Here is a 12,515-nt window from a genome sequence, read left to right as displayed (position 1 = left end):
TCGGGTACCCTGTTCCTGCTCTTGCTTGATCGAAGCGAATTTGCACACGTTACGGCTGGCGCCTCAGAGAACTTCCGCAAGGAAGCGCTTCAGCCGTTCGCTTTGCGGATTGTCGAAAATCTGCTGCGGCGAGCCGGCCTCGACGATACGGCCCTCATCCATGAAGACCACCTGGTCGGCCACCCGGCGGGCAAAGCCCATCTCGTGCGTCACGACCGCCATCGTCATGCCCTGCCGGCCGAGGGTCGCCATCAGGTCGAGCACGCCCTTCACCAGTTCGGGGTCAAGCGCGCTCGTCACTTCGTCGAACAGGATGACCTCCGGATCCATGGCCAGCGCCCGCGCGATCGCGACGCGCTGCTGCTGCCCGCCGGAAAGGCTGGCCGGCCGGTGATCCCCGCGCGCTGCCAGACCGACATCGGTCAGACGTGCCTCGGCGACGCGCCGCGCCTTCTGCCTCGGCATCTTCTTGATCTTCGTCAGCGCAAGCATGACGTTTTCGAGGGCGGTGTGATCGGGAAAAAGGTTGAAGTGCTGGAACACCATGCCGACCCGACGACGAAGCTTTTCAGGCTTCATGACCAGGATGCTCTCGCCATCGAGCCGTATGTCGCCGCCCTTCGGTTCTACGAGCCTGTTCATGCAACGCAGCAGCGTTGACTTTCCCGAGCCGGACGGGCCGATGATGCACGTGACGGTCCCGGCAGCGATATCGAGATCGACGCCCTTGAGAACATCGAGTTCGCCATAGGCCATTCGCACATCCCGGATTTGCAAGGCTCCGCCCTTGAAATGCCGGCTATCGCCGCTGGCGGCGCCGGCGGTGGAATGGGGACTGGTGGCGGCTGCAAGTTCGCCCACTTCGGCTAATCCGCTCGCAGGACCGGAACCGCGGCCCTGTTTTCCCAACCGCAGCCTAGCGTCGATATAATTGACGAAGTGGGTCAGGGGCACGGTGATCACGAGGTAGAAAATACCCGCCAACAGCAGCGGCGACAGATTTCCGGTCACGACCGCCTGGTCCTGCCCGACGCGAAAAATCTCCCGCTCGGAGGCGAGCAAGCCAAGGAAATAAACGAGGCTGGAATCCTTGACGTTACCGATGAACTGGTTGACCAGCGCCGGCAGCACCCGTCTGACACCCTGCGGGATGACGATCAGGCGCATGCCTTGCCCGTAGCTCATGCTGAGCGCCCGGCAGGCCTCCATCTGGCCGCGCTCGACGCTTTGGATGCCCGAGCGGAAGATTTCACCGATATAGGCGCCGGCAATCAGGCTGAGCGCCAATATGCCGAGCGGGAATGGCGACGGGCCGAAGATCTCCCGTCCGATCCGGGCAAAGCCCTGGCCGATGATCAGGATCGTGACGATCGCCGGCAACCCGCGAAAAATGTCGGTATAGATGCGCGCCGGCAGCCTTAGCCAGCGAGCCTGAGAGATGCCCATGACGGCGAGAACCATGCCGATCACGACGCCGAGCACGGTCGAGGCGGCGGCCAGGATCAAAGTATTTTTCAAGCCGACGCTGATCATGCTCGGCAGCACGTCCGCCATCGCCTCCCAATCGAGGAAGCTGCGGCGCAAATTGTCGATCCAGTTCATCGTGATCCCCGTTAGGCCCTAGCCGGGCATACAGCAGCCGAGGTAGCCGTCCGCCGTGAGCGGACGGCCGGCGGGCTCACTTCTTGGGAAGATACTGGTCCGGCATCGGCGAGCCGGGGAACCACTTTTCGTACAGCGTCTTCCAGGTGCCGTCCTGCATCGCATCATGGAGGGCGCCGTTCAGCGCCGTGCGGAAAGCAACGTTTCCTTTCCTGATTACGAAGCCGGCCGGCGCATCGAAGGATGGAATGTTGACGGCCACCTTCAGAGCGGGATAACGCTCGCCGTATTGCTTGGCCGCCTCATAGTCGAGAAAATGCGCATCGATCGTGCCGTTGTTGAGCGCGGCGACGGCGGAATTGTTGTCAGGAAATTTCACCAGATCCGTCTCACCGAAATTCTTGGCGGCATAGACTTCCTGTAAGGTTCCTTGGACCACGCCAAGCCGCTTGTCCTTCAGCCCGGCCGCGTCCTTGATTGCAGCGTCCGACGTCAGCACCGAGAGATAACCAGCGAGATAGCCGTCGGAGAAGTCGACGGTTTTCTTGCGGGCTTCGGTGGTTCCGATCGCGGCGACGGCAACGTCGAACCGCTCGTTTGCAACCGATGGCAGGAGCGCCGAAAATTCCTGGCCGGTGAACGTCACCTTGTCTTTCGCAAAGCCGAGCCGGGACACGACGTTGAGAAACAGTTCGACGTCGAAACCGGTGAACTGGCCATCCGCTGTCGCAAATGTATAGGGCTTTGCATCGCCCATGGTGCCGACGCTGATGACGTCGGGCTCGATCAGATTGTAGGGATTGTCGGCCGCTGTTGCCAAACCGACTCCCGTCGCCAGAAAGCAGGCCACAAGGCCGGCTTGCAGCGGCGCAATGAGTGCCGGAAATGATCCAAAAAGCTTCATGTTCGTTCTCCGCTCCGGAAAGGAATGCTCTTGTCGGCATTATCTGATCACCCGCTTGCCGCCCTTCTGCGGCAAAACGGTTTGCAAAGATACCGGTCTCCGATAAAAAGAGACCGGTCTCACAGCAGATTTGATAACTGTCAATTGACCGGCCGTCAACAACTCTTGTAGTGCTGCCGCATGGAAGATTCCGTTGCTCCGAAACGTTCAGTCACGGTCGCCGACGTCGCGAAGGCGGCAAAGGTGTCGAAAGCGACGGCCGCCCGCGTACTTGGCGGCTACGGCGTCGTCAGCGGCAAGATCAGGGATCAAGTGATGGCGGCGGCGGCCGCGCTCGAATACCGGCCGAACGAGCTTGCGCGCAGCATGAGCACCGGTCGGTCCGGCATCATCGGGGTCGTGGTCGGCGACATCGAAAACGCCTTCTTCAGCTTAGCGGTGCGCGGCATCAGCGATGCGGCTCGGCTCGCCGGCTTCAACGTGATCATTTCCAACTCGGGCGAGAAGCTCGAAGCGGAGAAGTCGGCCGTCGATCTCCTGATCGGCAAGCGTGTCGATGGCCTGATCGTGACACCCGCCCGCTGCGACAGCCTCGACCATCTCCGGGATGTCCGTCGCGCCGGCATGCCGCTGGTCCTCTTCGACCGGAGCATCCCGGAGCTCGACGTTGACGCAGTGACCGGCGACGATCGCGAGGCGGCAATCGCCGCCGCCCGGTTTATGCTCGAGGCAGGACATCGCCGTCTCGCTTACGTGTCGGCCATGGACGCCGAGGACGGCGGAACCACCGATATCGCACGGATATCGAATTCTGCCGTGCGTGAACGCGTGGAGGGCTTCGTGAGCGTTCTGACGGAGGCAGGCTTGCCCAACCCGCTTCACTATGTGCGGCTCGGTGCGACGGATCAACCGCAGACGGACGCCGTGATCAAACATCTGCTCTCGGATCTATCGCCGCCAACGGCGATCCTTGCATCGGACAGCTTGGTGGGGCTGCGGGTCTTCAAGTCGCTGCGATCACTCGGCCACTTCATCCCCGATGATGTTTCGATGATTTCCTTCCTGGATGCCGATTGGACAAGCGTTACCGTTCCGCCGATTACCGTCGTCGACCAGCGCGTCTACGAGATGGGCAAGCTCGCCGGCGAGCGGCTCATCGCCCGCATCGGACAAATCCCCCTTGCCGTGGAACGGCTGCGGGTCAGCACGCGCCTCGTCATCCGCAGCTCGGTCGCGACGGTCGGCCGGTAAGCTCGGCTGTCGGCGGGAGGCGACGTCTAATCGAAAAGCTCGCCGTGGCCAATCTGCTCCCGCTTGCCTGGCACGTCGCTAATGGCTGGGTCGTCGGCAGGATCGGGATCTTTTCTGTTGGCTTCGGTCAAGAACCGCGCCGCCTCCAGGAAGGCGACGGAGATTTCCTCCGTTCCCCATCCGGCTTCATTGGCGGCTGCAATCAGCCTCTCTAAAGCGTCGCGCGCAGCAGCGCTCGCTTCTTCGAAACGCTGAGCGGGAGCTTCGGTTTTTGGCGGTGGAAAGGTCATCGGCGTTCCCTCCATGGTCTGGCTATCAGGATGAACGCAGCTCTTCCGAAATGGATGCACCACCAAGACGATTTAGCGGCGGAAGCGTCGATCTTTTGATCAGATGACCGTCTGCAACAGAAACGGGGAACGCTCCAACGGACGCTGGGCGAGGATCCTGAGCATCGCCGAACCTTGTATGCCGGTCGTCGTGCGCGAGCGCCCGTCATGATAGACGACCGTCATGACCTGGTTGAGAATATCATAGCGTATCTCAGCGATCGTCCGGGTGTGAACCGGAAATACGAACTCGTCGGGCCGAGATGGTTGCCCGGATGTTTTCAAAGTCATCGCAATGCCCTAACGATAACAGCGCCCTGTCCCTCGTTTCCCCTGTTCCAGCGCACCCGGCCTGGAAATCAAAAGCGCTGACGGTCCAATCAAGCATATATTGCTTCCATGGTCGCGTGACATCGGCGTGACACGGACTCATGTGTGAGGAAATCGCCTGGCGCGCAGCCACTTAGGAAATAGCCAAAGCCTGCAAAAGTCACGTGGTCAGTGCAATGCCGTCTGTAATGCGTGGACCCGAGCGGCCTGCGGCCAGCGTACAAGCACAATATCGAGAGCGCTTCGCATAAGGATGTCGAGCATGCCCTTCTTGCTTGATAAAGCGTCGGGCAGAATCGGGATCCTGCAATCCTAAAATCTTGTCAGGCCCGCGCGCAGCCTTTCGTAGAAATCCCCGAGATCTCGCATGGCCGATGGTCGGCGACGGCGCGACGGGGAGAGCTGATGTGAGGCAACCACGAACAAACCTGCGGCAACAGCCATAAAAACAAACGTTGAGAGCGGATGATGTTTCACCAGAGCCCCGGTCTGGCGGATCGCCTTTCCGGCGCCGCCCTTAGCCGATTGCCCGGCATTCATGACCTGCTGCTGAAGCGTATCAATCTGCTTCCGCAAAGCGCTCAATTCTGTGCGCAGATCGTGCTCGGCCTGGCGGGGGACCCCGACAGAGGCGGTGTTGACATCGATGATGGCTTTCGGAACCGGCTCGCCGATCTTGGCTCCCTCCGTGTCCAGCGTCATTGTCTCGGTGCTCTTGCGGCGCGGCATGATCATGTCTCCTTCCTAGTCGTCGTCGAGCGAAAAAGCCGGTCGGTAGTGGCGATCGGCGATCAACAAACTACGGTCGGGCCGGATGATGTAGATTTCCTCGACTTGCCGCCCCCATTGATCCGTAAATGTGTGCGGGAAGGACGAACCCACCGGCGATCTCGCCAACTTTGTGCGCGGTTGTCCCTGGTAGGTGATACTGCCCGGAATGGGCGCCAGTCCTGCCGATGAGTAACTTCCTGCGCTGGTTGTGCAGCCTGTCAGCGCGAAGGCCAGAACCAGCCGCAATCCCATGCTCCGCCTCATCGAATCCTCCGGCTGCTTCGGCTTCTGCCCTGTTGGACAAGTAACAAAGCGCGTCGGACATTGTTCCAGAGCCCGGTGCCGCCAAGCAGGAGAACAGGAACAACCGCGCCATGGCGTAGTTCGGCCGGCAAAGGAGATGCTATATGAACCACGAAGCACCGAACCGACCGCGGCTCCTCCCATGGACCTGCCATACGTTTGACCGCGCGGCCCAATACCGGACTTTCAGAGACAGAGGCAGCGCCCGCCGTCCAAACAACCACCCTGGATCATATCATGGCTGATATTATCGAGGTCGATTTCCAGCTGGTGTGGCAATACCCGGTTTTCATCCGTATCGGAGAGAGTGAGCAGCAGCGCATTGAGGGCCCGGACGCGGCGCTTGACGCCCTGAACCATCGCTGGTCCAAGGTTCGGGGTGGCGGTTATTTCGAAGCGAAGCGGCGCTGCGTCGATGCGCTTCGCCGACGCGGAAGTGCGGAACTGGCACGCCAACGCTTCATCCAGGCTGCTATTGCCGCCGGTGTCCTGGCCTGAGGTAGGAGAGGCTAGCACGCCGCTCAAACAGCCGGTCCGTGCGCTAACGCACCAAGGAAACAAGCGGCTTGGTATCAAACAGCGCACCCCTTATCTTGTTTATGTGAAGAGCGATGAAATTAAGCACCAATCGTGGCGGGGCGTTCATGGCGATATTCTACAGACCGATATTACCGCAGGATTTTAGATGCCTGTCGAAGGCTGTCATGAGCTGGTATCACCATTTCGGTGTCGCGGTCAGCGAACACGACAGTCAGATCCTCTGCAGCGCCGCCATCCAGCTCTTCAATAACGGCAAGACAGATGTCGATGACCTCGCCGCAGGATTAATCGAGATGTTTCCCGCCCCGGATCTGCTCAAGATCAACGCTCCATCCTCCCAGTCGATCCACTAACGTCTGTTCGTCCTTTTGTTTCGCCAAGACCAGAATTCCCGCAGACAGCATGCGATCCTGCTATGGCGAACTGTGAAACCCAATCTGGGAACAGGCTCCGCTTTACTGCGTTTCCCACGCTCGAAAGGAGCTGTACTATGGCCAAAACAAGGATCCCGAAGAAGATTGCGGGCTACAAGGTGCCGAAGGGCATCCGAAAGAATTCGATATTGAAAACGTTGTTGGCGAGCCCCACCGGCCGGGATATCCTGGGGAAAGCTCTGATTGCCGGCGCCGGCGCTGCTGCGGCCGTGCTCGTAGAGGACCGCGAAGACATCGCCGACGCTGCAAAAACGGGAACCCGCAAAGGGGCCAGGACCCTTGGACTCGTCGGCGAAGCCTTTCATAGCGCAACCGATGCGGCCGTCGATGTCGTGCGTGAGGCTGCCAGTTCGGCGCTTCCGAAGAAGATCCGCAAACAGGTCGAAGAAAACCCTCGGAAGGGCGTCGCCGTGCATTAGATGCGACGTCGCCCCGAAAGCGTTCAAAGCGAAAGCTGGAATCTCTCTTGCGCAAACGCGCAGATAAAGGCGTACTGTCTCAGGCCAAGGCGGCAGCGACCGCCAGGGCGCTGAGCAAGCTTGTGCGCAAGCACCCTCTTATCGCCGCGGAGGTTGCCCTGGCGGGGACGGCCAGAGGTATTGCGGTCGCGGCCGAGGAAGTAAAGCAGCGCATTCTACCTCACCATGATGTCGAGGAAATCGGAGACGACGGTTCGGGGGAAATCAGATGAAAGAACAGGATCTGAAGGAGCTTGGCGAGACCATCTTAAAGGAAACGCGGGCTGATATCACACCGAATCAGTTGATCAAGGCCGTAATGAAATCGAATCCGCAGGCCACCAAGAAAGAGATCGTTCGTGCGGCCTTCTATGCTGTTATTGCCCATGCCGGCAACGAACCTGAAAAGGCTGGCATCCTTCAGGACTTCGCGATCACTCAGCGTGCCAACGAGAACGAGTGACGCTGTGGCGACCGAAGATATCGGTATCCCAAGTGTGAATGTGATCCTGGCTCGCCGCTGACCCGCAGCTAAAGCTCGTCGCTGCGACGCCTTACGGCGTGTTTGACAGCCAGCAAATGTCGGCGCCGCTCGATCATGTAGTCAGCATAACCGACGCAGATATAAAGCAATGTCGGGCCGGCATAGATGACGAAGAGAGCCAATGCTACAAGGATGAATGCGGTCGTCATAGTCTGTTTTCCATCGTGTTGATCATGTGAAGCGACGGGACCTCGCGCCTTTTGGCTGATCGGGTTCCGCCGCCAGGTCTGTCCCTCACTTCTCTCTCGCGTCGTGGGTGTGGTGGCGATCATGCTCGCCGCCGCCGCCGGAAACCTTGCTCCGCATGCGTCTATCCGGCTCGGCTGCCGGCTTTGGTATTTCGAGCGGCGCCTTGGCGTTTTCGTGGGATGCGCCGGGGCCGCCCTGGCGTATAGTCGAGGGGCTTTTCTTCGAGGTAGACATCGATGCCTCCTACCTGTCTTGCTGGTATCCCTGATGGGTGGTGTTGACTTTGGTGTTTCCTTGTTGACCCTTCTTTTCTGGATTTTCGCTGCCGCCTGCCATAGCGGCATCCTCTGGGCTGGTCCGCGTCGGCTTGCCAGCGGCTCCCTTGTTGCTGACGTTATCAGCGGGAATGGGCGGTAACCTGCTGCTCATCGCCTTGTCCTCACTCAGGATTTCGATTGGAGCTGTGATCGGAATATTGTTCGGTCTGGACCGTTTTGCCGTCGAGGCCGCGCTCCTTGGAATGCTGTGTCTTGTCGCGGTTCGAAAGGACCATATTTTCGGGAAGCTGTTCTTCGTCGAGATTGGTCATCGCGCCGCTGCCGTCGCCCTTTCCCTTCGAGCCGGCGCCAATATGTTTCCGGTCGGCATGTGCCATGATTTTCTCCTTCGGTTTTATCGAGTCAAACACTCCAGGCCCGCGGAGGTTCCGGTCTTGAACTCAAATCCCCTGGCGGCGTAGAGCTGGTAAGCCAAGCCATCCTAGGACTTGTCCAGGTGCCGATGCAGTTGGTCCTTAGGAATGAAATTGTCGGTGCTGCCCGGCTCATGATCAGGATGTGATACCTTCACATCCAGATCGTCAGGAAGCGACAATGCCTGCTTGGCGTTCATGATGCCCAGCGGCACCCGCCCCTCCTCGGTCTCTACGGCGACTTCGACAAGTTGTTTTGTGGCTTTCATCTCGGCGATCCTTATCCTTGTCTATTCGAAATCCGCCTGCCCGCTGATCGTTCCCTCACCGCGCTGATACGTGGCCTTTCTTCCCGCATGGTCGCCGCAATACGATTCAGCAGGGGGACCGACGCGAGGCCCTCAAGCGAAACGGACAGCTTCGGCTTCCAGTTCGGATAACTATCGCTCGTGCCCGGTATATTGGTGGGCTTTTTCTCGTCGGTCAGGTCCGCAAGCCGAACCGCGACGAGAAGCGACGGGGTTCGGGCGATGAAGCGATAGGCGCTGACGGTCAATTCTTTCAGAGTTTCCCCGCTTGCCCTTGCGCTGAGGCGGGACGGCACGTCGATCCCGGCAGCGCGGAGCGCCGTCGTCAGATTTCGACGCTCGCGCCGGCGGTGCCGGAGATGTTTTGCCGTGAGATCGGGCGGCACGATGCCGTGGTTGCGGCGATCCTGAATGTCGGCGCTGCGCCACCAGCCTGCAAGCGTCTGATGGTCGTGCGTCGAAATGCAGGTTAGGCCGAAAACGGGATAGGCATCCGGCGGCTTGAAGCCTTTTCCGTCCTGTTCATAGGAGAGAATGCGGTACGAAAGGATTCGCGCCGCCGCCAGCTCGTCAGGCAAATCCAGTGGGATCATTCCCAGCGCTTCGCCGATGACGAGGCATCGATGCTCGGCGGAAGTCTCGGCAAGGATCTGCAGAAGCCGGTGCTGGGGATAGCGGACATAAGCGCCCCCATCCGGCCTGCTGCCGAGCGGCACCAGGAAGAGGCGCCGGAGCGCCGGAGCGTGATCGATACGGACAGCCCCGGCATATTGCATCGCCGCGCTGACCATGCGCCGGTAAGGCGAGCTGTCTCCTGCCGCGATGGTGGACGGCAGAAATCCGGCAAGATGCCAGTCCTGCCCCTCTACCGCGAACGGATCGGGAGGGCTGCCGATGGTCGCCTTCGAGATATAGACATCCGGCTCGCTCCATGTCGCCGATCCGTCTACCGCCTCGCCGACGGCAAGATCGAGATAAAGCCCGATCCGCAGGCCGGCTGCGCGCGCCCGGTCCGCTGCCTGCAGCAGCTGCCGGTGAGCAAGCCACTGCAGCCACATATGGAAGCGGACCTCGTCAGCATGCCCATGCTCGAATTCGGCGACGGCGGCGCTGTCGAAGCGCCGGAAACCTACCGGCCACGCCTGCCAGCCGGCACCTGCCCCGCGCTCCACCATGGAGAACGAGAGACATTCGAAGAGCGCATGTCGCCGCAAGCTATCGCCTCCACGTGCGATGAAGGCTTCGAAATCAACGGGATCATAGGTTTCATCGGCGCCTGCCTGTGGCCAAGTGCGCCAGAGATCGCGCATAGTTCCAATCTTGGCCTTGGCAACCCCGGTATAGTCGACGAGATCGCTCCGGCGAAGTCCCTCCAATTGTCGATCGAGTTCGGCACTACCGGCAAAACCCGGCAATCGGTCGACCGCGATATAGAGCGGGTTGAGATGCTGACGGCTCGAGGGTTCATAGGGGCTGCAGCGATCCGGATCGGCAAGAAATGGTGCGTGAAGCGGATTGAGGCCGATGAAATCGGCGCCGAGCTTCCCCGCCAGGTCGGCCATATCAGACAGATCCTCGAAATCTCCGATGCCCCAGTTGCGCGCCGAACGGAGTTCGTAAAGCTGCAGGCTGATACCCCAGACCCGCGTCTTGAGCAGGAAATCCGGCAGAAATGATTTGGGAATCGCCTTATGCGCCGGCCCCGACTGCTGCTCCCGTCGCGTTGGATAAGTCTCGCCTTGGGTGGTTCCCGATAGCTCGACTTCCAAAGCCGAGAGTATCTTGCGTTTGGTGTCGGCGGAAATGGCCACCTCCCGATCGTCCGGACTGGGCCGGGTCGGGCTGATCCCGTATCGCCGGGCGAGCTTGTCGAGCTCAGCGGATTTCATCGTCCGATCGCCTTCATGCCAGGCCCTCACTTTTCGAGATTCTCCAGATCACCGTCCAGGGCGCCAATTGTCCTCCATCGCTGCCGAGGTGGAAGATCGTTTCGCCCGCTTGGCGCCGCCGGAGAAGCGGCGCCGCCTCGCTGCCGAGATTGGCATCCAGATGAAGGCGCCGGTTACCGGCGAGGTTCCAATCCACCGCGAGCGTTGCGCCCGCCGAATGATAGGCCGCGTTTCCGCCCCCGGCGCCTTTCAGCAGGGGTACGATCCGTTTATGCCGGAGCTTGAGAAGCGTCCTATAGAACTCAAGCATTTCCGCTGAGGGTTTGGACCAGTCGAGCTTGGCAGCCGCAAAGGTCGACTGTGCTGGCGGGTCGAGAAACTCGTCGGCGTCGAAGCCCGGCAGGCGTGAAAGCTCTTCGCGCCTGCCCTTCCTGACCTTCTCGTTCAAATCCTCGTCAAAATCACAGAAAAACGGAAAAGGCTCTCTCGCACCCCATTCCTCGCCCATGAATAGCATCGGTATCTGCGGCGCCAGCAAGTAGATCGATGTGACGGCCTTGACGGCCTCGGCCGGGCTCGAAGCCATAATCCGGTCCCCCAGTGCCCGGTTGCCGATCTGGTCATGGTTCTGGATAAAGGACACAAAAGCGGTGGTCGGCAGGTGGCCGCTCGGCCTGCCGCGGCTTCCACCTCGATACGGCATGTGCTCGCCTTGGAACACGAAGCCTTCGGCCAGCGCCCGACCGAGCTTGCCGCTGTCACCGACATAGTCGGCATAGTAGCCGAAGGTTTCACCCGTTGCAGCAACATGCAGCACATGGTGGACGTCATCGTTCCATTGAGCCGTGAACAGCCTGGCCTCGCCGCCCGCGTCGCGCGTCAGGAGCTCACTGTCATTCTCCTCGTTTTCCACGATCAGATGAACATGCCGGTCACCGGCCGCCGCCCTGACGCGGCGTGCAAGCGCGTGAAGAAGATGCTCAGAGCTGTCGTCCTTGATGGCGTGGACGGCGTCGAAGCGAAACCCGTCGAGCCTGAACTCGCTGATCCAATAGATGGCGTTCTCGATGATGAATTCGCGGATCATCTCGGAGCCGTCGCCGTCATAATTGATACCGTGGCCCCACGGCGTCTTGTGATGATCGGTAAAGAGCGGGGCGTAGGAGGGGATATAGTTCCCGTCAGGCCCGAAGTGATTGTAGACCGCGTCGAGGAATATCGAGATGCCACGCTCGTGCGCCGCATCCACCAGCGCCATGAGATCTTCCGGCCGGCCGTAACTGCTATCGGGCGCGTAGGGAAGAACGCCGTCATAACCCCAGTTGTAGCGCCCCGGGAAGTCGCTGAGCGGCATGATCTGCAGCGCCGTGACGCCCAGTTCCCCCAGATGGTCGAGACGCTCGATCGCGGCCTTGAAGGTCCCCTGCGGTGTGAAGCAGCCCACATGCAGTTCGTAGATGACCATCTCCTCCCAGGGCCGGCCGGCCCATTGGCGCGTGTTCCAGCGATAGGCAGCAAGATCGACCACTTCGCTCGGACCATGCACATCCCGCGGCTGGAAGCGCGAGGCAGGATCGGGAATTTCGAGACCGTTCGGCAGAATGAAGCGATAGTGGGCGCCGGGACCGGCCCCCGCGGCCGTGCACCGATGCCAGCCATCTTCGGCCGCTTGCATCGGGCGCGGATCAGAGCCCTCGATTTTCAGTGACACGCTTTCAAGCAGAGGAGCCCAAAGGCGAAACTGAACGCCGTCTTTGGTGAATGCGGGGCCGAACATCGTTTTGGTCAAGGGAAAGCCTTCGGTGAAGTGAGATGGGTTTGAGTAACTTTTGTCGGGGCAAAAAGTTTCGGCCGGGCAAATGGGCGCGCAGCGAGATCTCATCAGCGGGCGGCGCAAATCCGGATCGGCCGCGGCGTAGGTCTCGTTGATGCTGAAAGTTTAACGCCGACAAAGAGCAACCTTTCGTATTCC

19 protein-coding genes are annotated in these 12,515 nt (G+C 60.3%); 6 read left to right on the top strand and 13 right to left on the bottom strand.

The annotated features are described in order from the left end of the window. Positions 1–63: 63 nt before the first annotated feature. The gene (locus J2J98_RS30715; protein ID WP_207603315.1) at positions 64–1,602 is read right to left on the bottom strand and encodes an amino acid ABC transporter permease/ATP-binding protein; all 1,539 of its coding nucleotides are present in this window, start codon (positions 1,600–1,602) and stop codon (positions 64–66) included. A 76-nt stretch (positions 1,603–1,678) separates the two neighbouring features. Next, positions 1,679–2,506, bottom strand: a complete 828-nt coding sequence (locus J2J98_RS23675) for an ABC transporter substrate-binding protein (RefSeq protein ID WP_207603314.1) — start codon at positions 2,504–2,506, stop codon at positions 1,679–1,681. A gap of 180 nt (positions 2,507–2,686) precedes the next feature. Here J2J98_RS23675 and J2J98_RS23670 point away from each other — a divergent pair, with 180 nt between their 5' ends. Next, the gene (locus J2J98_RS23670) at positions 2,687–3,757 is read left to right on the top strand and encodes a LacI family DNA-binding transcriptional regulator (protein ID WP_207603313.1); all 1,071 of its coding nucleotides are present in this window, start codon (positions 2,687–2,689) and stop codon (positions 3,755–3,757) included. A gap of 26 nt (positions 3,758–3,783) precedes the next feature. On the opposite strand, the gene J2J98_RS23665 is transcribed toward J2J98_RS23670, so the two are convergent. The 4 genes from J2J98_RS23665 to J2J98_RS23650 form a co-directional block, all read right to left on the bottom strand. Further along, positions 3,784–4,047: a hypothetical protein gene (locus J2J98_RS23665; protein ID WP_064709725.1), complete on the bottom strand. Its 264-nt coding sequence runs from the start codon at positions 4,045–4,047 to the stop codon at positions 3,784–3,786. 99 nt (positions 4,048–4,146) lie between these two features. Next, a complete protein-coding gene (locus J2J98_RS23660) occupies positions 4,147–4,377 on the bottom strand; it encodes a hypothetical protein (RefSeq protein WP_064709586.1) in 231 nt (76 codons plus the stop codon). Positions 4,378–4,728: 351 nt separating this feature from the next. Beyond that, entirely contained in the window at positions 4,729–5,145 is a 417-nt protein-coding gene (locus J2J98_RS23655; protein WP_207603530.1) for a hypothetical protein, read from the bottom strand. Between the two features lie 15 nt (positions 5,146–5,160). Further along, positions 5,161–5,451, bottom strand: coding sequence for a hypothetical protein (locus J2J98_RS23650; RefSeq protein ID WP_064709587.1), 291 nt, complete (start codon positions 5,449–5,451; stop codon positions 5,161–5,163). Positions 5,452–5,727: 276 nt separating this feature from the next. On the opposite strand from J2J98_RS23650, the gene J2J98_RS23645 reads away from it, so the two are divergent. The 5 genes from J2J98_RS23645 to J2J98_RS23625 all read left to right on the top strand — a co-directional run bounded on the left by J2J98_RS23645 (position 5,728) and on the right by J2J98_RS23625 (position 7,385). Then, positions 5,728–5,988, top strand: coding sequence for a DUF982 domain-containing protein (locus J2J98_RS23645; RefSeq protein ID WP_064709588.1), 261 nt, complete (start codon positions 5,728–5,730; stop codon positions 5,986–5,988). A 206-nt stretch (positions 5,989–6,194) separates the two neighbouring features. Continuing rightward, positions 6,195–6,383 (top strand): hypothetical protein, encoded by a 189-nt coding sequence (locus tag J2J98_RS23640; protein WP_138396649.1) that lies wholly within the window; start codon positions 6,195–6,197, stop codon positions 6,381–6,383. 137 nt (positions 6,384–6,520) lie between these two features. Continuing rightward, positions 6,521–6,883 (top strand): hypothetical protein, encoded by a 363-nt coding sequence (locus J2J98_RS23635; protein WP_207603312.1) that lies wholly within the window; start codon positions 6,521–6,523, stop codon positions 6,881–6,883. Positions 6,884–6,930: 47 nt separating this feature from the next. Then, the gene (locus J2J98_RS23630) at positions 6,931–7,155 is read left to right on the top strand and encodes a hypothetical protein (RefSeq protein ID WP_207603311.1); all 225 of its coding nucleotides are present in this window, start codon (positions 6,931–6,933) and stop codon (positions 7,153–7,155) included. Continuing rightward, positions 7,152–7,385, top strand: coding sequence for a hypothetical protein (locus tag J2J98_RS23625; protein WP_207603310.1), 234 nt, complete (start codon positions 7,152–7,154; stop codon positions 7,383–7,385). The genes J2J98_RS23630 and J2J98_RS23625 overlap by 4 nt, the downstream gene beginning before the upstream one ends. A gap of 68 nt (positions 7,386–7,453) precedes the next feature. Here the strand turns inward: J2J98_RS23625 and J2J98_RS23620 are convergent, their stop codons facing one another. The 7 genes from J2J98_RS23620 to treZ form a co-directional block, all read right to left on the bottom strand. Then, positions 7,454–7,615, bottom strand: coding sequence for a hypothetical protein (locus J2J98_RS23620; RefSeq protein WP_167358977.1), 162 nt, complete (start codon positions 7,613–7,615; stop codon positions 7,454–7,456). Positions 7,616–7,700: 85 nt separating this feature from the next. Continuing rightward, positions 7,701–7,889 (bottom strand): hypothetical protein, encoded by a 189-nt coding sequence (locus J2J98_RS23615; RefSeq protein WP_064709592.1) that lies wholly within the window; start codon positions 7,887–7,889, stop codon positions 7,701–7,703. A gap of 9 nt (positions 7,890–7,898) precedes the next feature. Continuing rightward, a complete protein-coding gene (locus J2J98_RS23610; protein ID WP_064709593.1) occupies positions 7,899–8,084 on the bottom strand; it encodes a hypothetical protein in 186 nt (61 codons plus the stop codon). A gap of 10 nt (positions 8,085–8,094) precedes the next feature. Beyond that, a complete protein-coding gene (locus tag J2J98_RS23605; RefSeq protein ID WP_138396653.1) occupies positions 8,095–8,310 on the bottom strand; it encodes a hypothetical protein in 216 nt (71 codons plus the stop codon). Positions 8,311–8,414: 104 nt separating this feature from the next. After that, on the bottom strand, positions 8,415–8,615 hold the full coding sequence (locus J2J98_RS23600) for a hypothetical protein (protein ID WP_064709595.1): 201 nt from the start codon (positions 8,613–8,615) through the stop codon (positions 8,415–8,417). Positions 8,616–8,626: 11 nt separating this feature from the next. Continuing rightward, complete coding sequence (malQ, locus tag J2J98_RS23595) at positions 8,627–10,543, bottom strand: 4-alpha-glucanotransferase (RefSeq protein ID WP_207603309.1); 1,917 nt, start codon at positions 10,541–10,543, stop codon at positions 8,627–8,629. A gap of 13 nt (positions 10,544–10,556) precedes the next feature. Then, positions 10,557–12,332, bottom strand: a complete 1,776-nt coding sequence (gene treZ, locus J2J98_RS23590) for a malto-oligosyltrehalose trehalohydrolase (RefSeq protein WP_246569439.1) — start codon at positions 12,330–12,332, stop codon at positions 10,557–10,559. Positions 12,333–12,515: the final 183 nt, after the last annotated feature.

The sequence above is a fragment of the Rhizobium bangladeshense genome, assembly GCF_017357245.1.
GTDB classification, from domain to species: Bacteria; Pseudomonadota; Alphaproteobacteria; order Rhizobiales; family Rhizobiaceae; genus Rhizobium; species Rhizobium bangladeshense.
Note: the sequence above shows the minus strand (reverse complement) of the source record. Positions and strands in the feature narration are given on the sequence as shown.

Bases quoted from the DNA above. Each gene is read 5' to 3' on its own strand.
- J2J98_RS30715 (WP_207603315.1), bottom strand. From the start codon at position 1,602: ATGAACTGGATCGACAATTTGCGCCGCAGCTTCCTCGATTGGGAGGCG.
- J2J98_RS23675 (WP_207603314.1), bottom strand. From the start codon at position 2,506: ATGAAGCTTTTTGGATCATTTCCGGCACTCATTGCGCCGCTGCAAGCC.
- J2J98_RS23670 (WP_207603313.1), top strand. From the start codon at position 2,687: ATGGAAGATTCCGTTGCTCCGAAACGTTCAGTCACGGTCGCCGACGTC.
- J2J98_RS23665 (WP_064709725.1), bottom strand. From the start codon at position 4,047: ATGACCTTTCCACCGCCAAAAACCGAAGCTCCCGCTCAGCGTTTCGAA.
- J2J98_RS23660 (WP_064709586.1), bottom strand. From the start codon at position 4,377: ATGACTTTGAAAACATCCGGGCAACCATCTCGGCCCGACGAGTTCGTA.
- J2J98_RS23655 (WP_207603530.1), bottom strand. From the start codon at position 5,145: ATGCCGCGCCGCAAGAGCACCGAGACAATGACGCTGGACACGGAGGGA.
- J2J98_RS23650 (WP_064709587.1), bottom strand. From the start codon at position 5,451: ATGAGGCGGAGCATGGGATTGCGGCTGGTTCTGGCCTTCGCGCTGACA.
- J2J98_RS23645 (WP_064709588.1), top strand. From the start codon at position 5,728: ATGGCTGATATTATCGAGGTCGATTTCCAGCTGGTGTGGCAATACCCG.
- J2J98_RS23640 (WP_138396649.1), top strand. From the start codon at position 6,195: ATGAGCTGGTATCACCATTTCGGTGTCGCGGTCAGCGAACACGACAGT.
- J2J98_RS23635 (WP_207603312.1), top strand. From the start codon at position 6,521: ATGGCCAAAACAAGGATCCCGAAGAAGATTGCGGGCTACAAGGTGCCG.
- J2J98_RS23625 (WP_207603310.1), top strand. From the start codon at position 7,152: ATGAAAGAACAGGATCTGAAGGAGCTTGGCGAGACCATCTTAAAGGAA.
- J2J98_RS23620 (WP_167358977.1), bottom strand. From the start codon at position 7,615: ATGACGACCGCATTCATCCTTGTAGCATTGGCTCTCTTCGTCATCTAT.
- J2J98_RS23615 (WP_064709592.1), bottom strand. From the start codon at position 7,889: ATGTCTACCTCGAAGAAAAGCCCCTCGACTATACGCCAGGGCGGCCCC.
- J2J98_RS23610 (WP_064709593.1), bottom strand. From the start codon at position 8,084: ATGAGCAGCAGGTTACCGCCCATTCCCGCTGATAACGTCAGCAACAAG.
- J2J98_RS23605 (WP_138396653.1), bottom strand. From the start codon at position 8,310: ATGGCACATGCCGACCGGAAACATATTGGCGCCGGCTCGAAGGGAAAG.
- J2J98_RS23600 (WP_064709595.1), bottom strand. From the start codon at position 8,615: ATGAAAGCCACAAAACAACTTGTCGAAGTCGCCGTAGAGACCGAGGAG.
- malQ (WP_207603309.1), bottom strand. From the start codon at position 10,543: ATGAAATCCGCTGAGCTCGACAAGCTCGCCCGGCGATACGGGATCAGC.